This window comes from Acidovorax soli, assembly GCF_900107605.1.
GTDB lineage: Bacteria > Pseudomonadota > Gammaproteobacteria > Burkholderiales > Burkholderiaceae_C > Acidovorax > Acidovorax soli.
In genome coordinates this window covers 79,665-103,402 of sequence record NZ_FNQJ01000009.1, presented here as the reverse complement: position 1 = coordinate 103,402, position 23,738 = coordinate 79,665, and the positions used below count along the sequence as shown (strand labels likewise).

The window sequence follows — 23,738 nt, the reverse complement described above, 5'->3', positions numbered from 1 at the left end:
TGCCGGTTTCTGGCTGGGTGCAGAAAGGGGCTTTTTTCTCAGGTCCGCAGCACTTCGAGAAGCCGGTCCAGCCCCCCCTGGTTGATGGCAATCTTGGCTTGCGCACGCACGGCCGGCTTGGCGTGGTAGGCCACCGACAGGCCGGCGGCACCCATCATGGGCAGGTCATTCGCGCCATCGCCCACGGCAATCGCCTGCGCTGGCGAAATACCCATGAGCGAGGCCACTTCCAGCAGCGTGCGGCGTTTTTCTGCACCGTCGCAGATATCGCCCCAGGCCTGGTCCACCATGCGGCCGGTGAGCAGGCCATTGTCCAACTCCAGCAGGTTGGAGCGGGCAAAGTCGATGCCCAGGCCCGCCCGCACGCGGTCGGCAAAGAAGGTGAAGCCGCCCGACACCAGCAGCGTGGTGAGGCCGGCGGCCCTGGCGGCGGCGATCAACTCTTTGGCGCCGGGGTTGAAGCGCAGGCGCTCGGTGAACACCTGCTCCATGTGCTGCACGGTCACGCCCTTGAGCAGGGCTACGCGCTGGCGCAGGCTTTCCTTGTAGTCGGTGATGAGGCCTTGCATGGCGGCCTCGGTAATGGCCGCCACTTCGGCCTTGCGGCCGGCGGCATCGGCGATTTCGTCCACGCACTCGATGTTGATGAGGGTGGAGTCCATGTCAAAGGCAATCAGCTTGTAGCTCGACAGGGACAGCGGGGGCTCAATGCCCTGGACAACAAGGCCCGGGGCGAATTCGGTGGCGTGGGTCATGGGAAACGGGGCTGCGTCATGGATGCGAAGGGCGCAATGTTAGCCCGTCGGATGGTGCACCCACCACCGCAGGGGCCTGTGGAACCCGGTGCTCAGCGGGAGCGCGGTAACCGTGGGGCGGGTTCTGCCGCCTACTTGGGATGCCCCAGGTAGAGCGGGTCGGACCAGGTGGCCAGCCATTGCGGTTTGAAGGCCACGAAAATGGCCGTGAGCATGCCGGTGACAAACGCATCACCCCAGGCCATGAGCCAGCGTGCCACCAGTGAGAGCTCGTCGCCCACCCCCGGCAACTGGTGGCCGCTCCATTGCGACAAGGCCCCCGAGGCAAAGAGGCACAGCACCGTGCCCAGAAAGGCGCGGCCCAGCACATAGACAAAGAGGTGGGTTCCGAGAAACCGCCGAATCAGTGCCCCCACCATCAGCGCAAGGGTGGCAGGCACCACGCCTTGCCAGGCGATGGCTCCCAGCGCCTCGGGCCAGCCCATGGCGGATGACAACAGGCAGGCGATCACCCCCACCTCGATGAGTGCCGGGATCGCCAGCGGCCAGCCCAGCATCAGCACCACCATGCATGCACCCGACCACTGCAGTTGCAGCGGCATGGCATGCAGCGTGGGCAGGGCCCACATCCAGGGCAGCAGCACCAGCGTGGCGAGCAGCGGTGTCCACAGTGCGGCTGGGGCACCCCGGGTTTCGTGCGCCAGCGGCGTGCGGCTGGCCAGCATGCGCCAGGGCCGTGCGGCCAGGGCGGCAGCCAGGGCAAGGAGGGTGAGGGTGGCTTCCAGCCACATGATCGTTTGCTATTGGTTGATAGCTCTGACGCTTTGTGGATAAGAACCAGAGGCTGTTTTGATGAAAATTCAGACAGCAACCAGCGGCTGCCCCAGGCTGCGCAAGATGTCGCGCACCATCTGCGCGCGGTCCTTGGGCTCTTTCAGTTCGCGCTCGATGCGCAGCTTCTCGTTGCCCGCCAGCTTGATGTGCTTGTTCTTCTGGATGAGCTCGATGATGCGCATCGGGTCGATGGGCGGCTGGGGCTTGAAGGTGATGTTGATCACCCCCGGGGCGGCATCGACCTTCACCACACCGTAGGGCTGGCTCAGCACGCGCAGGCGGTGCACGTCGATGAGGGTCTGGGCCTGCGGCGGCAGCTTGCCGAAGCGGTCCACGATCTCTTCGAGCAGGCCGTCGATCTGGTCGGGCGTTTTGGCCGTGGCCAGCTTTTTGTAGAACGACAGGCGCAGGTGCACGTCGCCGCAGTAGTCGTCGGGCAGCAGGGCAGGGGCGTGCAGGTTGATGTCGGTAGTGACCGACAGGGGGCTGAGCAGATCGGGCTCCTTGCCGGCCTTGAGCGCCTTGACGGCCTCGTTGAGCATCTCGTTGTACAGCTGAAAACCCACCTCCAGCATGTTGCCGCTCTGGTTCTCGCCCAGCACCTCGCCCGCACCACGGATCTCCAGGTCGTGCATGGCCAGGTAAAAGCCGCTGCCCAGCTCTTCCATCTGCTGGATGGCCTCCAGCCGCTGCTGCGCCTGCTTGGTGAGGCCTTCCACGTCGGGCACCATGAGGTAGGCATACGCCTGATGGTGGCTGCGGCCCACGCGCCCGCGCAGCTGGTGCAGCTGCGCCAGGCCGAACTTGTCGGCGCGGCTCATGATGATGGTGTTGGCCGTGGGCACGTCGATGCCGGTCTCGATGATGGTCGAGCACAGCAGGATGTTGTAGCGCTGCGCCACAAAGTCGCGCATCACGCGCTCCAGCTCGCGCTCGGGCATCTGGCCGTGGGCCACGGCGATGCGCGCCTCGGGCAGGATCTCTTCGAGCTTCTGGCGGCGGTTCTCGATGGTTTCCACCTCGTTGTGCAGGAAGTAGACCTGGCCGCCGCGCTTCAATTCACGCAGCACCGCCTCGCGGATCACGCCCGTGCCTTCATTGCGCACAAAGGTCTTGATCGCCAGGCGACGCTGCGGCGCGGTGGCGATGACGCTGAGGTCGCGCAGGCCTTCCAGCGCCATGCCCAGCGTGCGCGGGATGGGCGTGGCCGTCAGCGTCAGCACGTCCACCTCGGCGCGCAGGGCCTTCATCTGCTCCTTGTGGCGCACGCCAAAGCGGTGCTCCTCGTCGATGATCAAGAGGCCCAGGTTGTGGAACTTGGTGGATTCGCTCAATAGCTTGTGCGTGCCCACCACGATGTCCACCGTGCCGTCGCCGATGCCCTTGATGGCGGCGGTGATCTCCTTGCCCGAACGGAAGCGCGAGACTTCGGCCACCTTCACCGGCCACTTGCTGAAGCGGTCCACCAGCGTCTGGTAGTGCTGCTCGGCCAGCAGCGTGGTGGGCGCGAGGAAGGCCACTTGCTTGCCGCCCGTGACGGCCACGAAGGCTGCGCGCAGGGCGACCTCGGTCTTGCCAAAGCCCACGTCGCCGCAGACCAGGCGGTCCATGGGGCGGGGGCTGATCATGTCCTGGATGACGGCGTGGATGGCGGCGTTCTGGTCGGCCGTTTCCTCGAAGCCGAAGTCGTTGGCAAAGGTCTCGTAGTCCTGCGGGCTGTAGCGGAAGGCGTGGCCCTCGCGCGCGGCGCGGCGGGCGTAGATGTTCAGCAGCTCGGCGGCCGAGTCGCGCACCTGCTCGGCGGCCTTGCGCTTGGCCTTTTCCCACTGGCCGCTGCCCAGCTTGTGCAGCGGCGCCTCGTCGGCACTCACGCCCGTGTAGCGGCTGATGAGCTGCAGCTGGCTCACCGGCACGTAGAGCACGGCCTTGTCGGCGTATTCGAGGTGCAAGAACTCCTGCATGGCGGGCGTGCCGTCGGGGTTCTTGTTGCCCACGTCCATGTTCACCAGGCCCCGGTAACGGCCGATGCCATGCTGGCTGTGCACCACCGGGTCGCCCACGTTCAGTTCGGCCAGGTCCTTGATCAGCGCCTCGACGTCGCTCACCTGTTCCTGCTTCTTGCGCCTGCGCGTGGTGGGGCCGGCGGCGAAGAGCTCGGTCTCGGTGACGAAGTCGATGCCGTCCTCGATCCAGCTGAAGCCCACGGTGAGGCCGGCGGTGGCAATGCCCACCTTCTCGGTGGTGTCGGCCTGGAACTCGGCCAGCGAGTCGAAGGCCGGTGGGTTCAGTTGCGAGGCGCGCAGGAAGTCCAGCAGGCTCTCGCGCCGGCCATCGCTCTCGGCCAGCAGCAGCACGCGGTGCTGCGTATTGCGGATGTGGGCGTGCAGGCGGGCCAGCGGGTCCTCGGCACCGCGCGCCACCGACAGGTCGCCGAGCTGGTGAAAGTGCGGGTTGTCATCCACGTCCTGTACGCCAGGACGCAGCGACAGTTGGGCGTGTTGATTGGCGCGCGTGTAGAACTGGTCGATGGACAGGAACAGCGACTCGGGCGGCAACGCAGGGCGCTCCGGGTCGCCCTGGATCAGGCGGAACCGGTCTTTCGTGTCCTGCCAGAAGAGCTGGAAGGCGGGCTCCAGATCGCCGTGCAGTACCACGGTCGCTTCGTCTCCAAGATAGTCGAACACCGTGGCTGTGTCGTCAAAGAACAGCGGCAGGTAGTACTCGATGCCGGCCGTGGCGACGCCGGCGCCCATGTCCTTGTAGATGCGACTCTTGGTCGGGTCGCCCTCCAGCATCTCGCGCCAGCGGCTGCGGAATTTGGCGCGGGCGTCGTCGTCCATGGGGAACTCGCGGCCAGGCAGCAGGCGTACCTCGGGCACGGGGTACAGGCTGCGCTGGCTGTCCGGGTCGAAGGTGCGGATGGAGTCGATCTCGTCATCGAACAGGTCCACGCGGTAGGGCACCAGCGAGCCCATGGGGAACAGGTCGATGAGTCCACCTCGCACCGCGTATTCGCCCGGGCTCACCACCTGCGAGACGTGGCTGTAGCCGGCCAGCGTGAGCTGGGCCTTGAACTTGGCTTCGTCGAGCTTCTGCTTGACCTGGAAGTGGAAGGTGTAGCCCGCCAGGAAGGACGGCGGCGCCAGGCGGTACAGGGCCGTGGTGGCGGGCACCAGCACCACGTCGGCTTCGCCCTGCGAGATGCGCCACAGCGTGGCCAGGCGCTCGCTGATCAGGTCCTGGTGCGGCGAGAAGGTGTCGTAGGGCAGCGTCTCCCAGTCGGGGAACAGCGCGCAGCGCAGGCCTGGGGCGAAGAATGCCATTTCCTCGATGAGGCGCTGCGCATCGGTGGCGTCGGCCGTGACGATGGCGGTGGTGCGGCCATTGGCCTTGTCGCGCTCTGCCAGGCGGGCCAGCAGCAGGGCATCGGCGCTGCCCACGGGCCGGGGCAGGGTGAAACGTTTTCCGGGGGAGAGTTTGGGCAGTTCCATGCGGACGGTGTCGTCTGGGCCGCCGCATCCCCTGGGGCGCGAAACGCGCACGGGCCGGATGGGGGGCAGCCGGAGATTTTAGAATGAGCGACCCATGACCGCTCCGTTGCTGCCACCTTCGCTTGCTCCCCTGTCTGCCCGAGGGCGCTTCTGGGCGCTGGTGCCCTGTGCGGGCATGGGCTTGCGTGCCATACCCTCTGCCGCCACGCCGGTCGTGGCATCGGCTGCGCCACCCTTGCCCAAGCAATACCATCTGGTGGCAGGGCATCCCATGGTCACGCACACCCTGGCGGCCTTTGCCGGGGTGAGCCGCTTGCAGGGCACGCTGGTGGCGGTGGCGCCAGGGGACCATTTTCTGGATGCCTACGCCCACCCCGCATTTTTTACCGTCGAATGTGGCGGGCCCACGCGTGCGGATACCGTGCTGGGCGGCCTGCGGGCCCTGACGGAGCGCGGGGCCCAGGCCAACGATTGGGTGCTGGTGCATGACGCCGCGCGCTGCCTGGTCACGTCGCAGCAGATTGACTCCCTGATCGACGCCTGCCAGCACGATGGCGTGGGTGGCCTGCTCGCGCACAAGCTGGCCGACACGCTCAAGACCTCTATGGATGGGCCTGGTGGCGTGCGCGTGGCATCCACCGTGGACCGCAGCGACAAATGGCTGGCGCAGACGCCCCAGATGTTCCGCATGGGCCCTTTGATCGCGGCCATCGAGCATGTGGGCTCGGGCGCCACCGACGAAGCCAGTGCCATGGAGGCGATGGGCCAGCACCCGCGTCTGGTTCCGGGTGGCGCGCAGAATTTCAAGGTGACCTACCCGGACGACTTCGCCCTGGCGGCCGCCGTGCTAGCGCAACGGGCGCATGGCGCCACGCTGGATTGTTTTGGTGGCGCATACGGGCAGGCGGCCGTGGGCAAAAAGACCATTTTTTGAGCCCCTTGCGGGCGAAGGTGACGCAATGAATTTCAGGATAGGCGAGGGCTGGGATGTGCATGCGCTGGTGCCTGGGCGCCGGCTGGTGATTGGCGGCGTGGAGATCGCCCATTCGATGGGCCTGCTGGGCCATTCGGATGCGGATGTGCTGCTGCATGCCATCACCGATGCCCTGCTGGGGGCCGCCGCGCTGGGCGACATCGGCAGCCATTTTCCGGACACCGACGCGGCATTTCGGGGTGCGGACTCGGGCATGCTGCTGGCGGAGGCGGCGCGGCGGGTGCGCGCAGCCGGTTACGACATCGGCAATATCGACAGCACCGTGGTCGCGCAGGCGCCGCGCCTGGCCGCCCATATTCCGGCCATGCGCGCGTGCATTGCGGCTGCGGTGGGGGTGGGCGAGGGGCAGGTGAACGTCAAGGCCAAAACCGCTGAACGCCTGGGGCCGGTGGGCCAGGGGCTGGCCATGGAGGCCCGGGCCGTGGTGCTGCTGTTCCGGGCCTGACCCACGCGGCCAGCGCGGCCTGGCCAGCCACCCGGCATGCAATCAATTCATATGGTCTTCGGCGCGGCGGCGCGGAAGTTGCCGCTTGACGGAAGGGCGCTGCAGACGCTGCTTGGGGTCCTCGCCATCGGGCATGTGGATGGCCCGCTGCAGCTGGATATGGGCCACCAGGCCGCCGGAACTGGAGTTGGCCAGCGCAAAGATGCCGCCCATGCGTTGCACGGTCTTGTCCACGATCGACAGGCCCAACCCGGCACCTGTGGCAGCGGTACGTGCTGAATCACCGCGAAAGAAGGGCTTGGTCAGGCTGGACAGCTGCTCGGGCGGCACGCCGGTGCCGTGGTCGCGCACCTTGATCAGCACCCAGTTTTCGCGGCCCTTGGCGGCGATGTCCACATGGGTCACGGCCGTGTCCACCGTCTTGCCATAGCGGCGTGCATTTTCCAGCAGGTTGGAGATCACGCGCGCCAGCTCCACTTCGTCGGCCAGCACGTTCAGGTCCTCGGGAATCGCCATGGTGATCTGCAGCTCGCGGTGGTCCTGCACCGCATAGACGCAGGACGACACCACCCCGTGCAGGTTGACGGGGGTGAGGGTGGCATGGTCCGGGCGGGCGTAGTCCAGAAACTTGTCGATGGTGGCGTCGAGCTGCACGATGTCCGCCACCATGTGTTCGCGGGCGATTTCGTCGTCAACGCTCATCTCGGTTTCGAGCCGCAGGCGCGCCAGGGGCGTGCGCAGGTCGTGCGAAATGCCGGCCAGCATGACGGCACGGTCCTGCTCCAGCTTGGCGAGCTTTTGCGCCATGCGGTTGAAGCCGATGTTCACCTCGCGGATTTCGCTGGTCACGGCTTCTTCGTCGAGGCGGCTGGCTGCAAAGTCGCCGTCGCGCACGCGGTTGGCGGCATACGACAGCTGCTTGAGCGGCTGGTTGATCAGCCGCGCAATGGCTGCGGCGCCGGCCAGCGACAGGGCGCCTGCCGTGATCAGCCAGATCAGCCATGTGCGGCCACCGGCCGGGCTGAAGCGCGAACGGTCCATCAGCAGCCAGTTGGGGTCGCCGTTGATGTTGAAACCCACCCACAGGCCGTTTTCGCCGTTCACATTCTGGGCCACGATGGTGTCCGGGCCCAGGCGCTGGGTGAGCTCCTCGGTGAGACGGCTGCCCAGCGCGGTGCTGTCGAGCAGAGTGAACTTGTCGCCCGGCTCGCGCGGCAGGATGCGCACCCCTTCCTGGTCGGCCATGGTCTTGATGAGCGACACGCGCGCGATCGCATCGGCGTGCACCAGGGCGGCTCGGCTGAGGTTGACCAGCGAGGCAATCTGCTGGGCCGTGTGCAGCGTGCGGGGCTCGAATTCGAGGGCGCGCAGTGTCTGCAGCCAGGCCAGTATGCTTCCCACCAGCAACAGCGCCAGCAGAAAGAAGGTGCGCCAGAACAGGTTCAACCCCACGCGCGCACGCTGCTCGCGCGCGCGGCGCAAGGATTCCAGGGGTGCCGGGCTGGTGGCGTCGGACGGTGGGATCACCGTTTGCCCGGGCGTGGGGTCCGCCCAGGCTTCAGAGTTGCGCATGAAGGGGTCAGCTTGTTCCGTCTGGTACGAAAACATAGCCCACGCCCCAAACGGTCTGGATATAACGTGGTGCTGCGGCATCGACCTCCACCAGCTTGCGCAGGCGCGAGACCTGCACATCCAGGCTGCGGTCGAAGGGTTCGAACTCGCGGCCGCGCGCCAGCAGCGCCAGCTTTTCGCGCGACAGGGGCTGGCGCGGGTGGCGCACCAAGGCCTTGAGCATGGCGAACTCGCCCGTGGTCAGTGGCAGCTCCTCGCCATTGCGCTGCAGCGCGCGGGTTCCCAGGTCGAAGGTGAAGGGGCCGAAGGTGACCACCTCGTTGTCGCCTGATGGGGCGCCAGGCGCCTCCTGGGCGGGGCGGCGGCGCAGAACGGCGTGCACGCGCGCCAGCAGCTCGCGGGGGTTGAAGGGCTTGCCCAGGTAGTCGTCTGCGCCTACTTCCAGACCCACGATGCGGTCCACGTCTTCGCCCTTGGCGGTGAGCATGATGATGGGCGTGCGGTCGTTGGCGGCACGCAGGCGGCGGCAGATGGACAGTCCGTCTTCGCCGGGCATCATCAGGTCGAGCACGATGAGGTCAACGGTTTCGCGCAGCAGCAGACGGTTCAGTGCCTTGCCGTCTTCGGCGACCATGACTTCAAAGCCCTCCTGGGTCAGGTAGCGGCGCAGCAGATCGCGGATGCGGGCATCGTCGTCCACCACCAGAATCTTGTCGGTGCGGTTGGTTGTTGTAGCCATGGTGAGTACGGGTCCAATTTGTAACAGAGCCAATTCTGACCAGCTTCAGCCCCGAAGTTCGGTATTCTGCCTGTTTTTTGACCAACTGTTACAAGTTTTGCCCCGGCACGCAGGCCGCTCACGCAGGCTTCACCAAGGGTGCCTTCGCAGCGGTTACTGTGGGGGCGTGTGCGGTCCGGTGTGGCGCTGTACGTAGATTGAAAGAAGGGTTCTGGTATGAAGAATGCTATTCGTTTGATAGCTGCTAGCGCTTTGATGATAAGCGCTGGAGCTGTTTTTTCTCAAAACTCGCAGACCACCGAACCGCGCAATGTGGTGCAGTTGTCGGCGTCTGGCACGGTGGAGGTGCAGCAGGATCTGCTGGTGCTCACCCTCTCGGCCAGCAAGGACGGCCCGGATGCCGCTGGCGTGCAGGAACAGCTCAAGCAGGCGCTCGATGCGGCACTGGCCGAAGCCAAGCGCAATGCGCAGACGGGGCAGCTGGACGTGCGCACCGGCCCTTTTGGCCTGTACCCGCGCTACGCCAAGGACGGCAAGATCAGTGGCTGGCAGGGCCGGGCCGAGCTGGTGCTGGAGGGGCGTGACTTCGCGCGCATCACCGCCACGGCGGGCAGGATTCCATCGATGCCCATCAGCCAGGTCGCTTTTGCGCTCTCGCGCGAGGTCCGTGCCAAAGTTGAAGCCGAGGCGCAGACCCAGGCCATCGAGCAGTTCAAGGCCCGTGCGGCTGAACTGGCCAAGGGCTTCGGCTTTGCCGGCTACAGCCTGCGCGAGGTGGCGGTGAACAGCAATGAGATGTCGCCCGGACCCCGCCCACGCATGGTGGCGATGGAGGCCAAGGCTGCGCCGTTGTCGGATGCGGCGGTACCGGTGGAGGCGGGCAAGGCGCAGGTGGTGGTGACTGTCTCTGGCTCCGTGCAGATGCGCTGAGCGCCAACACGTGTATGTCGCCGCCGGCGACCAAGATGATGGCGGGTGGGTGCAGGGGGTCATGGCGAACTTCCGTGGATAACGTCCGCCAGTGCCCGGCCCATGGCTTGAGCAGATTGTCGAAACCCTTTCATTCTTTGCCTGATTCTCCAAAGTCAGTGCCAGGCGGCCTGCAAGCCGGTACGCTCGGCAGTATGACAAACCCCTTGTTCCAGGCCGTAAGCCGCTATGCCGAAGCCCATGCCCACCAGGGCAGGGTGGTGCAGACCCCCATCCCCGGACTGAGCGCGGTGCGCGCTACCGAGCCCAGTGGGCTGCTGCACGCGATCGCCCACCCCCGCATCTGCCTGGTGCTGCAGGGCAGCAAGCAGGTGGCCATGGGGCCGCAGACCTTCGGGGTCGCGGCGGGCGAGTCCTTGCTGATCACGGCCGATGTGCCCACGGTGAGCCAGATCACCCGCGCCAGTGCGGCGGCTCCGTATCTATCGATTGCGTTGGAGTTGAGCCTGCCGGTTATTGCCGACCTGTCGGCCCAGATGGGGGCGGTACCCGGGGGTGAGCACGCTCCCGTGCGCGTGGACCCCACCGATGCCGAGGTGGCCGATGTGGCCCTGCGCCTCATGCGCCTGCTGGAGCGCCCCCAGGCTGTGCCGCTGCTGCACGCCTCGCTGGTGCGCGAGCTGCATTACTGGTTGCTGGCCGGTCGGCACGGTGCTGCCATCCGCCGCCTGGGCTGGCCCGGCAGCCATGCCCAGCGGGTGGCGCGTGCGGTGGCGGTGCTGCGTGCCGACTTTGCGCAGCCCCTGCCGGTGGAGAGCCTGGCTGCGCTGGCAGGCATGAGCGCGTCGTCCTTTCATCAGCATTTCAGGGCGGTCACATCGCTTTCGCCGCTGCAGTTCCAGAAGCAGCTGCGTCTGATCGAGGCTCGGCGGTTGATGCTGTCCGAGGTGGCCAGTGCCAGCAGCGCGGCTTTTGCCGTGGGCTATGAGAGCGTTTCCCAGTTCACACGCGAGTACGGCCGGCTGTTCGGCCTGCCACCCGTGCGCGACACGCAGGCCGCCAAGGGCTGGGCGCGTGCGGCAGCATGAGGGATGGGATTGGCCTTGCGCAGTCTTTGAAATCCGGCAGAACTGCAGCAAGGCGGGGCGCTGCGCCCCAGGGCCATGGCTTACTGCGCTGCCCAGCCGCCGTCCATGTTCCAGGCCACGCCGCGCACGTTGTTGGCGGCGGGGGAGCAGAAGAACACGGCCAGCTCGCCCAGCTCATCGGGTGTGGTGAACTGCATGGACGGCTCTTTTTCGCCCAGCAGCAGCCGCTTGGCTTCTTCGTTCGAGATGCCGCGTTCTGCGGCCTTGGCGTCCACCTGCTTTTGCACCAGCGGCGTCAGCACCCAGCCGGGGCAGATGGCGTTGCAGGTGATGCCTGAAGCGGCGTTTTCGAGTGCCGTCACCTTGGTCAGGCCCACGATGCCATGCTTGGCCGCCACATAGGCCGACTTTTGCGCCGAGCCCACCAGCCCGTGCACCGAGGCCACGTTGATGATGCGGCCCCAGTTGGCCGCCTGCATGGCGGGCAGGGCCAGGCGGGAGGTATGAAAGGCGCTGGTCAGGTTGATGGCGATGATGGCGTCCCAGCGCTCCACCGGAAAATCCTGGATGCTTGCCACATGCTGGATGCCGGCGTTGTTCACGAGGATGTCCACGCGCCCGAACTGTGCGGCGCTGTACTTCATCATGTCTTCGATGTCGGCTGCGCGACTCATGTCGGCGCCGTGGTAGGCCACCTGGGCACCTGCCGCCTGACCGGCCGCCAGCACCTCGGCACGCGGGCCGTCCACGTCGCCAAAACCATTGAGCACGATGTTGGCGCCCTGGCGCGCCAGGGCTTTGGCGATGCCCAGGCCGATGCCACTGGTGGAGCCGGTAACGAGTGCGGTTTTGCCTTTGAGCATGGGAGTCTCTCCGAATGAATTACGATGCAACGCAGCAATTATCGAACGCTGTCGCCAGATCCCGCACCCATGATTGAACCTACGCTGAACTACGTACTGTGCCCTGGCGCTGCCTCCGAGGCGGGCCCCCATGGGCGTGCGCTGGCCAGCCCGCAAGCGCAGCATCGCATGGCGTACTGGGAGTGGAACAGCACCGGAAACCCGGCCCATCCGCATGTGGTGGTGTGCGTGCATGGCCTCACGCGCCAGGGGCGGGATTTCGACACCCTGGCGCGCGCGCTCAGCCGCCATGCACGGGTCATTTGCCCAGACGTGGTCGGCCGCGGCCAGAGCGACTGGCTGGAAGATCCCGCTGGCTACCAGATTCCCCAGTACGCCGCCGACATGCTGGCCTTGCTGGGCCACCTGCAGCGGCAGGCCCCGGTGCAGACGCTGGACTGGGTGGGCACCAGCATGGGCGGCCTGATCGGCATGGCCCTGTGCGGCCAGCCGGGGCTGGGCGTGGCCGATGAGTCCACCTCTGCCGACCAACCCGCCACCGGTGTGGGGAGCCTGTGGCCGCTGACCGTGCCGGTACGCCGGCTGGTGCTCAATGATGTCGGCCCCGCCATCGAATGGGATGCCTTGCAGCGCATCGGCCAGTATCTGGGGGCTCCCGTCCGCTTTGATTCGCTGCAGCAGGCAGCCGATGCCATGTGGGCGATTTCGTCGAGTTTTGGCCCGCACACCGCTGCGCAGTGGCTGGAGCTGTCGCGGCCCATGGTGCGGGCCTTGCCGGCCGGCGGCCTGGCGCTGCATTACGACCCCGCCATTGCGCAGTCCTTTGGAACCATGACGCCCGAGGCCTCTGCCGCCGGGGCACGGCAGCTGTGGCAGCTGTATGACCGCATCCAGGCGCGCACGTTGCTGCTGCGCGGCGCGCAGTCCGACCTGCTGGCGCCAGAAACCGCCCAGGCCATGGCGCGGCGCGGGCCGAAGGCGCGGCTGGTGGAGTTCGAGGGCGTGGGGCACGCACCCACCTTGATGGCGCAAGACCAGGTGACGGCCGTCACCGACTTTTTGCTGGCACCGGAAGCGGCGGTGGCCGCATGAAAACGCACCCTCCTGCCGCCGCTGTGCAGGCAGCCACCGCCGACACCTTGCCACAGCTCATTGCTGCAACGGCCCACATATTGCCCGAGCAGGTCAATGCCCTGGCGCGGGCGCGCGCCTTTGCCGAGCCCCTCATGGCGGGCGAGACGCTCGATTCCGGTGAAAACACACTGGCCCATGCGGACGCCGTGGCCGCCATCCTCAAGGTCATTGGCGGATCGGAGGCCATGCAGGCGGCCAGCTACCTGGTGTATGCCTGCGGACACCTGAACAAGCCCCAGGAGGTGATCGCCAAGGCCTTTGGCGACAACTTTGCGGCCCTGGCAGTGGAAACCACCAAGCTCATGCGTGTGCAGCGCCAGGCGCGGGGGGCCCAGCAGCTGGACGACCCGGCGGTGCAGACCGAGAACGTGCGCAAGATGCTGCTGGCGTTTTCGCGCGATCTGCGCGTGGTCATGCTGCGCCTGGCGTCCCGACTGCAGACACTGCGGTTCCATGCCGCCAGCAAGCGCCCCGTGTCGCCCAGCCTGGCGCGCGAATCGTTGCAGGTGTTTGCCCCGCTGGCCAACCGGCTGGGCATCTGGCAGGTGAAATGGGAGCTTGAGGACCTGTCGTTCCGTTTCCTGGAACCCGACACCTACAAGGAAGTAGCCCGCCTGTTGGACGAAAAGCGCGGGGAGCGCGAGGTCTACATGGAACAGCTGCGCACGCGGCTGGAGTCCGACCTGCGCGCGCGCAGCATCAGTGCCAGCGTGCAGGGGCGGCCCAAGCACATCTACAGCATCGTCAAGAAGATGCGCGGCAAGTCGCTCAATTTCGACCAGGTGCTGGACATCCGTGCGCTGCGCGTGGTGGTGCCATCGGTCAAGGACTGCTATGCCGCCCTGAGCTGGGTGCACGAGCAGTTCACGCCCATCGTGGAAGAGTTCGACGACTACATCGCGCGCCCCAAGCCCAATGGCTACCAGTCGCTGCACACCATCGTGCGCGACGCTGCCGGCAAACCGATCGAGATCCAGATCCGCACCCAGGCCATGCACGACCACGCCGAGCACGGCGTGGCGGCGCACTGGGCCTACAAGGAGGCGGGCAGCAAGGGCTATGCAGGCGTGTCGGCCAGCGGCGAATACGACGCCAAGATCGCGGTGCTGCGCCAGTTGCTGGCCTGGGAGCGCGACCTTGTCGGAACGGCGCAAAACCGGGGCCTGTTTGACGACCGCATCTACGTGCTGACCCCCGAAGCCGCCGTGGTCGAGTTGCCCCAGGGCGCCACACCCGTGGACTTTGCCTATGCCGTGCACACGAGCCTCGGCCATCGGTGCCGCGGCGCCAAGGTGGACGGCGCCATGGTGCCGCTCAATACGCCGCTGCAGAATGGTCAGACCGTGGAAATCACCACCGTCAAGGAAGGCCGCCCCTCGCGCGACTGGCTCAATGCCGAGCTGGGCTACCTCACCAGCAACCGGGCCAAGGCCAAGGTGCGTGCCTGGTTCAATGCCCAGGCAACCCACGAAACGGTGGCCCGGGGGCGCGAGGCGGTGGAGAAGCTGCTGCAGCGCGAAGGCAAGACGGCCATGAAGCTGGACGACCTGGCGGTGCAGCTGGGGTTCAAGTCGGCCGACGCGCTGTTCGAGGTGGTGGGCAAGGACGAGTTTTCACTGCGCAGCATCGAAACCCTTTTGCGCCCGCCAGAGCCGGTACTGCAGCCCGACGATTACCTGCTGCTGAAAAAGACCCGCACCAACGATGCCGCCCCCAAGGGTGGCGTGCTGGTGGTGGGGATCGACTCCCTCATGACCCAGCTGGCCAAGTGCTGCAAGCCTGCGCCACCCGACGATATCCGCGGCTTTGTCACTCGGGGCAAGGGCGTGAGCGTGCACCGGGCAGACTGCAGCAATTTCCGGGAGATGGCGGCGCGCAACAGCGAGCGGGTGATTGAAGTCGAATGGGGCAAGCCCAAATCCGCTGCAGGTGCTGCGGTGTATCCCGTGGATGTGGCGGTGGAAGCGACCGATCGCCAGGGCTTGTTGCGCGACATCTCCGAAGTGTTTGCCCGGGAAAAGACCAATGTCATCGGCGTGCAGACCCAGTCGGTCAAGGGCACGGCCTGGATGACCTTCACTGTGGAGGTTGCCGATTCCGGGCGGCTGAACAAGGTGCTGGGCATTGTGGCCAGCGTTGCAGGGGTGCGCGCTGCACGGCGGCGCTGAGTTGCGTGCCGGTATCCGCGAATGATGGTGATGCTCTGCCCATGATTTGTTGAAGAGCCAGCCAAACCGGCTGATTTTTATGGCTATAATCGCTGTCTAAACAACGACAGGCGCGTAGCTCAGCTGGTTAGAGCACCACCTTGACATGGTGGGGGTCGTTGGTTCGAGTCCAATCGCGCCTACCAACTCACCATTGGTACAAAGCCTTCCAGATCAACGGTCTGGAAGGCTTTTTTGTTGGTGTTGCTGTGGATTGAAGTAGTTGGGGCGCTGCCTCGCCATCTTGCACATTGCAATCATCCCAGGGGTGGAGCGTACCGCGTGCGCTAGTGGCGCCGTAGGGGCGGCATTCGCGGCTTGGGTCGCGCGGGACCATCAGGGTAATCCTTCGCCGGCACAGTGCTCCTCACTCTCTAGAATCTGTTGCACTGCAATAAATGGGCCGCAGGCCCGAGGAGTCCGTAGTGCCCGACAAGAAAAGCGCCCCCGCCGCCAAGATAGCGCAGCGCGTGATCAAGAAATACCCCAATCGCCGCCTGTACGACACGGATACCTCCACCTACATCACCCTGGCCGAAGTGCGCCAGCTTGTCATGGAGCACCAGAACGTGGTGGTGCGCGATGCCAAGACGGGCGAAGACCTCACGCGCAGCATTCTGCTGCAGATCATTCTGGAGGAGGAAGCGGGCGGCGCGCCCATGTTCACCGAGGCGGTGCTGGCCAACATCATCCGCTTCTACGGCCACGCGATGCAGGGCTTCATGGGCGCCTATCTGGAGAAGAATGTGCAGGCCTTCACCGAGGTGCAGGCCAAGCTGGCCGAGCAGTCCCAAAGTGTGACGCCAGAGATGTGGGCGCAGTTCATGAGCCTGCAGTCGCCCATGCTCAAGGGCATGATGGGCAACTATGTCGAGCAGTCGCAGTCCATGCTGACCCAGATGCAGGAGCAGATGCAAAAGCAGACCGAGCAGATGCTCGGCGCCTTTGGTTTGAAGCGCTGAAAAAGGGTTGGATCAGCCCTTGCCAACCTGCCCGGTGCTGGAACTGGGACAATACAGGGATATGAGCGAAGCACTCTCCCCCCAAAAAATCCCCAAGGTCGGATTCGTCAGCCTCGGCTGCCCCAAGGCGCTGACCGATTCCGAACTGATCCTGACGCAACTGAGCGCCGAGGGTTACGAAACCTCCAAAACCTTCGACGGTGCCGATCTCGTCATCGTCAACACCTGCGGCTTCATTGACGATGCCGTCAAGGAAAGCCTGGACACCATCGGTGAGGCGCTGGCCGATAACGGCAAGGTCATCGTCACCGGTTGCCTGGGCGCGCGCGCGGGCGAGGGTGGCGGCAACATGGTGCGCGAGATGCACCCCAGCGTGCTCGCCGTCACCGGCCCGCACGCCACGCAGGAGGTGATGGATGCCGTGCACCTGAACCTGCCCAAGCCGCACGATCCATTTCTGGACCTGGTGCCGGGCAGTTTCGGCGTGGCAGGCATCAAGCTCACGCCCAGGCACTATGCGTATCTGAAGATCAGCGAGGGCTGCAACCACCGCTGCACCTTCTGCATCATCCCGTCGATGCGCGGCGACCTGGTGTCGCGTCCGGTGGGGGATGTGCTCAGCGAGGCCAAGGCGCTGTTCGAAGGCGGCGTGAAGGAGTTGCTGGTGATCAGCCAGGACACGTCGGCCTATGGCGTGGACGTGAAATACCGCACCGGTTTCTGGGATGGCAAGCCTGTCAAGACGCGCATGCTGGAGCTGGTGCAGACGCTGGGCGAGATCGCCGAGCCCTATGGCGCCTGGGTGCGTTTGCACTATGTGTACCCGTACCCCAGCGTGGACGAGATCATCCCGCTCATGGCCACGGGCAAGGTGCTGCCGTACCTGGACGTGCCGTTCCAGCACAGCCACCCCGATGTCTTGAAGCGCATGAAGCGCCCTGCCAGCGGCGAGCGCAACCTCGAGCGTATCCAGCGCTGGCGCGAGGCCTGTCCCGAGCTGGTCATCCGCAGCACCTTCATCGCGGGCTTTCCGGGCGAGACGGAAGAAGAGTTCCAGCACCTGCTCGACTTCGTGCGCGAGGCGCAGATCGACCGTGCAGGCTGCTTTGCCTACAGCGACGTGAATGGCGCTGCCGCCAACGAGCTGCCCGGCATGCTGCCCCTGGAAGTGCGCGAAGAGCGCCGCGCCCGCTTCATGGCCGTGGCCGAAGAGGTGTCGATTGCCAAGCTGCAGCGCCGCGTGGGCGCCACCATGCAGGTGCTGGTGGACCATGCCCCCGCTTTGGGCAAGAAGGGCGGCCGGGGCCGCAGCTATGCCGACGCACCCGAGATTGATGGCGTGGTGCATCTGCTGCCACCGGAGAAGATCAGCAAGCAGCTCAAGGTGGGTGAATTCACGCGTGCGCGCATCGTGGGCACGCAGGGGCATGACCTGGTGGCCGTGCCGGTGTGATCCTGTTGGTCGCTGCGGTTGCTATGGTTTGAATGGTTGCTGGCGATTTTCCATCAAACGCTAGAACCAAATATGACCAGTAAAAAAGGCTTCCCTCGGGAAGCCTTTTTGTTGGGCGGAGGCGCAAGCCTCAGACGCGCTTGCGGTATTCGCCGGTGCGGGTGTCGATTTCGATCTTGTCGCCCTGGCTGACGAACAGCGGCACGGGCACTTCGAAGCCGGTGGCGATCTTGGCGGGCTTGAGAACCTTGCCGGAGGTGTCGCCCTTGACGGCGGGTTCGGTCCAGGTGATTTCGCGCTCTACGCTGGTGGGCAGCTCGACCGAGATGGCCTTGCCGTCGTAGAACACCACTTCCAGGGCCATGCCATCTTCGAGGTAGTTCAGGGCATCGCCCATATTTTCGGCTTCGACTTCGTACTGGTTGTAGTCGGCGTCCATGCACACATACAACGGATCGGCGAAGTAGGAGTAGGTGCACTCCTTTTTGTCGAGGATGACGTTGTCGATCTTGTCGTCGGCCTTGAACACGATTTCTGTGCCGAAGTTGGCGATGAGGCTCTTGAGCTTCATGCGCACGGTGGCGGCGCCGCGGCCGCCGCGGGCGTATTCGGTCTTGAGGACGACCATGGGGTCCTTGCCGTGCATGATGACGTTGCCGGCGCGGATTTCTTGAGCGATTTTCATAGCAGGTTGCTTGGGTTGGGGCCGCTCAACGCAGGGGCGGGTGACCTTCAGGGGCTGAAGGCGCGCCGTGCCAATGCATGTTCCGCGGCGGGAATGCGCTCGGGGCTTGCACCGATGTGCCGCACCCGTTTTGCGCAAAGCCTTGAATTTTACCGTTTTTCGGCGACAAAGCCCAAAAGTTGTGCCACCAGATTGTCCTGCGTCAGAAGGCGTGCGCGGGCGGCGGCAATGCAGGCGGTCCACTCCGACAGGGTGTTGTCGTCGGGCCATTGCAGCGGTGCGTTGTCCAGCCCGTTCCAGGTGGCGTGGAATTGCCGCAGCGATGCGGGGGCCTGCAGCCAGTCGAGAAAGGCCCACAGCTTGTCGTGGTGGGCGTTGTCGTGCTGCGGGTAGATGTGCCAGACCAGCGCCTGCCCGGCCCACAGCGCCCGCACCAGCGAATCCTCGCCGCGCACGGCGTTGAAGTCGCAGGCCCAGAGCATCTCGTCGAATGCCGCCTGCGGGCGGTGCGGAAGGTATGAAACAGTTAGCTGCTCGCGCTTGTCTGATAAGCGCTTGGGGGCGATTTCGCCCCTATCTTCTGTCAAGGCTGCCTGCACAGCCGCCGTGGGGCGGCCGGGGGTGACCAGCAACTGCGTGGGCTGCGCTTGGCATTGCCCCAGCAGAGCGGGCAGGGCGGCGGGCTCGTAGCAGAACAGCGACACCCAGCGCTGCCCCGCCCCGATATCGCCGAGGCCAAAGGCCGCTGCGTGCGCGGCGCGCCAGTCGCTGCGGTCGAACGCCTCGCGCCGGGCCATCAGATCGGGCTCGCGCAGCAGGCCGCCGGTGGCGGGGGTGAAGCCGGGATAGAAAAACCAGCGGGTCCAGCCGGCGGCGGGGCCGGTGAGCAGGGGGGAGGGCAGCCGGTGGTTGCGCTCCACGTATGCCTCTGCCGACAGGTATTCGAGGTTGATCCAGACAGGTTTTTGACCCCTGGTGATTACCTGTTGTACGCTGTAAGCTATGAATTCAGGAGCAACCTCGCAACCGAAAGCTTCCAGCATCACGTCGGGCGGGGCCTCGTGGGCGGCCGGCACGAGCGCGTCCCAGGCGCGCACCTGTACGCCCGGGCAGCCGTGGGGCGCCATCCATTGCAGGGCCGAGGCGTCGTCCACCCACAGGCGCACCCGCTGGCCTTGACCTGCCAGTTGCGTGGCCAGGCGCCAGCACACGCCGATGTCGCCAAAGTTGTCGATCACACGGCAGAAAACATCCCATTGCAGGGGGGCGAAGGGCGCGGTCATGGCGTGGCGGCCGCTTGTGGCGGATTGCGCAGGTGGTCCACCAGCAGCCGCGCGACGCTGGAGAGGGATTCTTCGGCGCGCACGCACAGCATCAGCCGCCGCTGCGCCCAGGGTTCGTTCAGCGTGATGGCCCGGATGGCCAGCGTGCCGCGGTAGAGCGAGGCGCTGCCGCGCGGCATCACGCCAATGCCCAGGCCGGCGGCCACCATCAGGCACAGCGCGTCGTAGCTGGTGACCTGGATGCGCAGCCGCAGGGGCAGGTCCACCTCGGCGGCGGCGCGCATGAGCTGGTTGTTGACGGCGCTGCCCGGGTGCATGCCGACAAAGGCAAAGGGCAGGGCTTCGGCCAGGCGCACCGCCTTGCGCCGGGCCAGCAGGTGGCCCGTGGGCACGATCAGCACCAGTTCGTCGCTGCGGTAGGGCAGCAGCGTGATGCGCTCGCCATAGTTGCCATGGTTGAGGATGCCCACATCGGCGGCGTTCTCGGCCACCGACTGCGCAATCGCCGTGCTGATCTGTTCCTGCAGGCGCACATCGACCTGTGGGTGCAGCGCCAGAAAGCTCTGCAGCTCGCCCGGCAGGAACTGCGTGATGGCCGAGATGTTGGCCACCACGCGCACATGGCCGCGCACGCCACTGCCGTATTCGCGCATCTGGCTGGCAATGCCATCGAGGTCGTTGAGCACGCCGCGCGCCAGGTTCAGCAGGGTAAACGCCGCCGCGGTGGGCTCGGTGCCGCGGTTGCTGCGGGTGAACAGTGCCACCTGCAGTGCGGCCTCCAGGTCGGCCAGGCGTCGGCTCACGGCCGATGCTGCCAGGTGTTCGCGCGCGGCGGCGGCGGCGATGGTGTTTTCTTCCATCACGGCAACGAACAGGCGCAGGGAGACGGGGTCGAGTTTCATGGGGTGCGTTGATCGTACCTTGTCGCCATGCCGGTTTGCGATGGCAGCTTCGTGCATCAGCGTTTTACGGCTGGCGCGGGCCTGCGCATGATGCGGGCCAGACCCACACAGGCTGCATGCCTGCGGAGATGACACTGCATGAATTCGCCGCAATCACTTCAGGACCTCAGCCCTGCCGCCCTCGCTGGCGTGCGCGTGGTCGAAATGGGCCAGCTCATCGCCGGGCCGTTTTGCGGCAAGACGCTGGGCGAGTTTGGCGCCGATGTGATCAAGATCGAAGCCCCCGAGACCGGTGACCCGCTGCGCAACTGGCGCCTCATCAAGGACGGCACTTCGGTCTGGTGGCAGGTGCAGTCGCGCAACAAGCGCTCGGTGGCGCTGGACCTGCGCCAGAAGGAGGGCCAGGATATTGCCCGCCAGCTGATTGCCGAGGCCGATGTGCTGATCGAGAACTTCCGCCCCGGCACGCTGGAAGGCTGGGGCATGTCGCCGCAGGAGCTGCAGGCGCTCAACCCCGGCCTGGTGATGCTGCGCATCTCGGGCTATGGCCAGACCGGCCCCTACCGCGACCTGCCGGGCTTTGGCGTGATTGGTGAGGCCATGGGCGGGTTGCGCCACCTCACCGGCGAGCCCGGCCGCGTGCCGGTGCGCGTGGGCGTGTCGATTGGCGACACGCTGGCGGCGCTGCACGGCACCATCGGCGTGCTTATGGCGCTGTACCACCGCAAGGTCAACGGCGGCCAGGGCCAGGTGATCGACGTGGCGCTGCACGAGGCCGTGTTCAACGTAATGGAAAGCCTGATCCCCGAATACAGCGCCTTTGGCGCCGTGCGCGAGGCAGCAGGCAGCGCGCTGCCGGGCATCGCCCCGTCCAACGCCTACCCCTGCCAGGACGGCTGGGTGCTGGTGGCGGGCAACGGCGACAGCATCTTCAAGCGGCTGATGGATACCATTGGCCGTCCCGATCTGGCCGCCGCGCCAGACCTGGCCGACAACGCGGGCCGCGTGGCCCGCGTACAGGAGCTCGACGCCGCTATTCAAGCGTGGAGCGCGCAGCGCACAGTGCAGCAGGTGCTGGATGCCCTGGGCGCTGCCCGCGTGCCCGCCGGCAAGGTCTACACCGCCAAGGACATCGCCGAAGACCCGCACTACCGCGCCCGCGACATGCTGCTCTCGCAGACCACGCGCGATGGCTACACGGTGGAGGTGCCCGGTATCGTGCCCAAGCTCTCGGCCACGCCCGGCACCATCCGCAGCAGTGCGCCGCACCTGGGCGACGACACCGATGCCGTGCTGGCAGAGGCGGGCCTGACGCTCGAACAGATTGCGCTGCTGCGCAGCAAGGGAGTGATTCAATGAGTGCATCCAACACCGTGTGGGAGGGCGCGGGCCGCCGCATCCACATCCAGGAAGTGGGCACGCGCGACGGCCTGCAGATGGAGCAGGCCTTTGTGCCCACCGAGGACAAGATCGCGCTGGTGAATGCGCTGTCGAATGCGGGCCTGTCCAAGATCGAGGTCACCTCGTTCACCTCGCCCGCAGCCATCCCGGCGCTGAAAGATGCCGAGATCGTCATGCGCGAGATCACGCGTCGCCCCGGCACCGTCTACACCGCGCTGGTGCCCAATCTGCGCGGTGCCGAGCGCGCCATCGAGGCGCGCACCGATGAGCTCAACCTCGTGATGTCGGTGAGTGCCACGCACAACCTGGCCAACCTGCGCATGACCCAGGCCCAGTCGTTTGCTGCGCTGGCGCAGGTGGTGGCCATGGCACAGTCGGCGGGCGTGGCGGTGAATGTCTCGCTGTCCTGCGTGTTCGGCTGCCCCATGGAGGGCGATGTGGCACCGGCCGAGGTGCTGGGCTGGGTGCAGCGTTTTGCCGATCTGGGCGTGCGCGGCGTCACGCTGTGCGATACCACGGGCATGGCTTACCCCACGCAGGTGCACCAGCTCACGGCCGCTGCCCGTGCGCGCTGGCCGGGCGTGGATTTCACGCTGCATTTCCACAATACGCGCGGCATGGGCCTGGCCAATGTGCTGGCAGCCGTCGACGCGGGCGCCGACCGGTTCGATGCCTCGCTGGGCGGGCTGGGCGGCTGCCCCTATGCGCCGGGTGCCAGCGGCAATGCGTGCAGCGAGGAGATCGTGCATGCGCTGCAGCTCATGGGCTATGACACGGGTGTGGATCTGGCGCAGCTCATTGGCGCCGCGCAGCGCCTGCCCGCGCTCATCGGTCACGACATTCCCAGCCAGATCGCCAAGGCGGGGCCGCGCCTGGCGCTGCACCCGGTGCCCGCGGATTTCGAAGCGATTCGCGAAAGGGCGCTTTCCCGTTGAATACTGACGGGCCTGCATTCCCCATAACCCCAGGAGACAAAAACCATGACATTCCAAACCACGTTGTCTCGCCGCCTTTTCACTGCGGCCGTGCTGTGCTCTGCTGCCTTGGCAGTGGGCGCGCAGGACAAGTACCCGTCCAAACCCATCACCGTGGTGGTGCCCCAGGCCGCTGGCGGCGCCAACGATGCCATCGCCCGCGTGGTGGCGCAAAAACTCACCGAGCAGCTGGGCCAGAGCGTGATCGTGGACAACCGCCCCGGCGCGGGCGGCACCTTGGCCACCGCCGCCACGGCCCGCGCGCGCAACGATGGCTACACGCTGATGCTCACCGCCGACAGCGCCCACGTCATTGGCCCCGCGCTGTACAAGAACCCCGGCTTTGATCCGGTGAAGGACTTCACGCCCGTGGCGCCCGTGGCCACGGCAGGCTATGTGCTGGTGGCGCACCCCTCCTTTCCCGCCAACACCGTGGCGGAGATGGTTGCGCTGGCCAAGGCCAGCCCCGGCAAGTATTCGATCGCTTCGGCGGGCAACGGTACGCTGAACCACCTGATCGGCGAGATGCTGCAAAAGGCCGCAGGCATCCAGCTGCAGCACATTCCCTACAAGGGCTCGGCGGCGGCCGCTACCGATGTGGTGGGCGGGCAGGTGCCTCTGTCGGTGCAAAGCCTGCCCTCGGCCATTGCCTTCATCAAGGCGGGCAAGCTCAAGGTGCTGGGTGTGGTCAACGAGAAGCGTGTGGCTGCCTTGCCCGACGCGCCCACTATTGGCGAAACCCTCAAGGGCTTTGGCCAGGCGCCCTGGTACGCGCTGTTTGCCCCGGCCGGCACACCCGCGTCCATCGTGGCAATGCTGCAGGCCGAAGTGGCCCGTGCACTGGAGCACAAGGACGTGGTCGAGAAACTGGCCGCCGTGGGCTGCGAACCCTTCAAGGGAACGGCCGCACAGTTGGGCGCGCTGGTGCAGGCCGACCTGCCCAAGTGGAGCCGGGTCGTCAAGGACACCGGGGCCACGGTAGATTGAGCAAGTGGGCGGTGGCACCCGGGCCCTCGCCCCGCCGGA

General features: G+C 66.1%; 20 protein-coding genes and 1 tRNA gene. 12 read left to right on the top strand and 9 right to left on the bottom strand.

From position 1 onward, the window contains the following. Positions 1 to 38: 38 nt before the first annotated feature. From serB to mfd, 3 genes are all read right to left on the bottom strand, one after another. Positions 39 to 755, bottom strand: a complete 717-nt coding sequence (gene serB, locus BLW02_RS08815) for a phosphoserine phosphatase SerB (RefSeq protein WP_092697957.1) — start codon at positions 753 to 755, stop codon at positions 39 to 41. 131 nt (positions 756 to 886) lie between these two features. Then, complete coding sequence (locus tag BLW02_RS08810; RefSeq protein WP_092697956.1) at positions 887 to 1,546, bottom strand: hypothetical protein; 660 nt, start codon at positions 1,544 to 1,546, stop codon at positions 887 to 889. A gap of 69 nt (positions 1,547 to 1,615) precedes the next feature. Continuing rightward, positions 1,616 to 5,080, bottom strand: a complete 3,465-nt coding sequence (gene mfd / locus BLW02_RS08805) for a transcription-repair coupling factor (protein ID WP_092697955.1) — start codon at positions 5,078 to 5,080, stop codon at positions 1,616 to 1,618. Positions 5,081 to 5,174: 94 nt separating this feature from the next. Between mfd and BLW02_RS08800 the strand changes: the two genes are divergently transcribed. Together BLW02_RS08800 and ispF are read left to right on the top strand one after the other, a co-directional pair. After that, positions 5,175 to 6,014, top strand: coding sequence for an IspD/TarI family cytidylyltransferase (locus tag BLW02_RS08800; RefSeq protein ID WP_092697954.1), 840 nt, complete (start codon positions 5,175 to 5,177; stop codon positions 6,012 to 6,014). Positions 6,015 to 6,039: 25 nt separating this feature from the next. Next, complete coding sequence (gene ispF / locus BLW02_RS08795; RefSeq protein ID WP_026435639.1) at positions 6,040 to 6,519, top strand: 2-C-methyl-D-erythritol 2,4-cyclodiphosphate synthase; 480 nt, start codon at positions 6,040 to 6,042, stop codon at positions 6,517 to 6,519. A 42-nt stretch (positions 6,520 to 6,561) separates the two neighbouring features. Here the strand turns inward: ispF and BLW02_RS08790 are convergent, their stop codons facing one another. Next, on the bottom strand, positions 6,562 to 8,091 hold the full coding sequence (locus tag BLW02_RS08790; RefSeq protein ID WP_092697953.1) for an ATP-binding protein: 1,530 nt from the start codon (positions 8,089 to 8,091) through the stop codon (positions 6,562 to 6,564). Between the two features lie 7 nt (positions 8,092 to 8,098). Next, complete coding sequence (ompR, locus tag BLW02_RS08785; RefSeq protein ID WP_026435637.1) at positions 8,099 to 8,830, bottom strand: osmolarity response regulator transcription factor OmpR; 732 nt, start codon at positions 8,828 to 8,830, stop codon at positions 8,099 to 8,101. Between the two features lie 216 nt (positions 8,831 to 9,046). Here ompR and BLW02_RS08780 point away from each other — a divergent pair, with 216 nt between their 5' ends. Both BLW02_RS08780 and BLW02_RS08775 read left to right on the top strand, forming a co-directional pair. Further along, a complete protein-coding gene (locus BLW02_RS08780; RefSeq protein WP_092697952.1) occupies positions 9,047 to 9,760 on the top strand; it encodes an SIMPL domain-containing protein in 714 nt (237 codons plus the stop codon). Positions 9,761 to 9,954: 194 nt separating this feature from the next. After that, entirely contained in the window at positions 9,955 to 10,848 is an 894-nt protein-coding gene (locus BLW02_RS08775) for an AraC family transcriptional regulator (protein ID WP_092697951.1), read from the top strand. Positions 10,849 to 10,928: 80 nt separating this feature from the next. On the opposite strand, the gene BLW02_RS08770 is transcribed toward BLW02_RS08775, so the two are convergent. Continuing rightward, a complete protein-coding gene (locus BLW02_RS08770; RefSeq protein ID WP_092697950.1) occupies positions 10,929 to 11,711 on the bottom strand; it encodes a 3-hydroxybutyrate dehydrogenase in 783 nt (260 codons plus the stop codon). Between the two features lie 69 nt (positions 11,712 to 11,780). Here BLW02_RS08770 and BLW02_RS08765 point away from each other — a divergent pair, with 69 nt between their 5' ends. The 5 genes from BLW02_RS08765 to rimO all read left to right on the top strand — a co-directional run bounded on the left by BLW02_RS08765 (position 11,781) and on the right by rimO (position 17,467). Continuing rightward, complete coding sequence (locus BLW02_RS08765; RefSeq protein WP_092697949.1) at positions 11,781 to 12,803, top strand: alpha/beta fold hydrolase; 1,023 nt, start codon at positions 11,781 to 11,783, stop codon at positions 12,801 to 12,803. After that, on the top strand, positions 12,800 to 15,013 hold the full coding sequence (locus BLW02_RS08760; RefSeq protein WP_092697948.1) for a RelA/SpoT family protein: 2,214 nt from the start codon (positions 12,800 to 12,802) through the stop codon (positions 15,011 to 15,013). The genes BLW02_RS08765 and BLW02_RS08760 overlap by 4 nt, the downstream gene beginning before the upstream one ends. A gap of 108 nt (positions 15,014 to 15,121) precedes the next feature. Next, positions 15,122 to 15,198, top strand: a tRNA-Val gene (locus BLW02_RS08755). 252 nt (positions 15,199 to 15,450) lie between these two features. Further along, positions 15,451 to 16,014 carry a polyhydroxyalkanoate synthesis repressor PhaR gene (phaR, locus tag BLW02_RS08750; RefSeq protein ID WP_208859709.1) on the top strand — a complete coding sequence of 188 codons (564 nt, stop codon included), beginning with the start codon at positions 15,451 to 15,453 and terminating at the stop codon, positions 16,012 to 16,014. A 61-nt stretch (positions 16,015 to 16,075) separates the two neighbouring features. Then, positions 16,076 to 17,467 (top strand): 30S ribosomal protein S12 methylthiotransferase RimO, encoded by a 1,392-nt coding sequence (gene rimO, locus BLW02_RS08745; RefSeq protein WP_092697947.1) that lies wholly within the window; start codon positions 16,076 to 16,078, stop codon positions 17,465 to 17,467. A gap of 130 nt (positions 17,468 to 17,597) precedes the next feature. Here the strand turns inward: rimO and efp are convergent, their stop codons facing one another. The 3 genes from efp to BLW02_RS08730 form a co-directional block, all read right to left on the bottom strand. After that, positions 17,598 to 18,152, bottom strand: a complete 555-nt coding sequence (efp, locus tag BLW02_RS08740) for an elongation factor P (RefSeq protein WP_026436894.1) — start codon at positions 18,150 to 18,152, stop codon at positions 17,598 to 17,600. Positions 18,153 to 18,301: 149 nt separating this feature from the next. After that, a complete protein-coding gene (earP, locus tag BLW02_RS08735; protein ID WP_092697946.1) occupies positions 18,302 to 19,435 on the bottom strand; it encodes an elongation factor P maturation arginine rhamnosyltransferase EarP in 1,134 nt (377 codons plus the stop codon). Further along, positions 19,432 to 20,337 (bottom strand): LysR family transcriptional regulator, encoded by a 906-nt coding sequence (locus BLW02_RS08730; protein WP_026436896.1) that lies wholly within the window; start codon positions 20,335 to 20,337, stop codon positions 19,432 to 19,434. The genes earP and BLW02_RS08730 overlap by 4 nt, the downstream gene beginning before the upstream one ends. A gap of 138 nt (positions 20,338 to 20,475) precedes the next feature. Between BLW02_RS08730 and BLW02_RS08725 the strand changes: the two genes are divergently transcribed. Genes BLW02_RS08725 through BLW02_RS08715 form a run of 3 tightly spaced genes read left to right on the top strand, consistent with a single transcriptional unit; the run spans position 20,476 to position 23,699 of the window. Then, positions 20,476 to 21,696: a CaiB/BaiF CoA transferase family protein gene (locus BLW02_RS08725; RefSeq protein ID WP_026436897.1), complete on the top strand. Its 1,221-nt coding sequence runs from the start codon at positions 20,476 to 20,478 to the stop codon at positions 21,694 to 21,696. Then, a complete protein-coding gene (locus BLW02_RS08720) occupies positions 21,693 to 22,673 on the top strand; it encodes a hydroxymethylglutaryl-CoA lyase (RefSeq protein WP_026436898.1) in 981 nt (326 codons plus the stop codon). Before BLW02_RS08725 ends, BLW02_RS08720 begins: the two co-directional genes overlap by 4 nt. Before the next feature lie 45 nt (positions 22,674 to 22,718). Continuing rightward, positions 22,719 to 23,699 carry a Bug family tripartite tricarboxylate transporter substrate binding protein gene (locus tag BLW02_RS08715; protein ID WP_092697945.1) on the top strand — a complete coding sequence of 327 codons (981 nt, stop codon included), beginning with the start codon at positions 22,719 to 22,721 and terminating at the stop codon, positions 23,697 to 23,699. Positions 23,700 to 23,738: the final 39 nt, after the last annotated feature.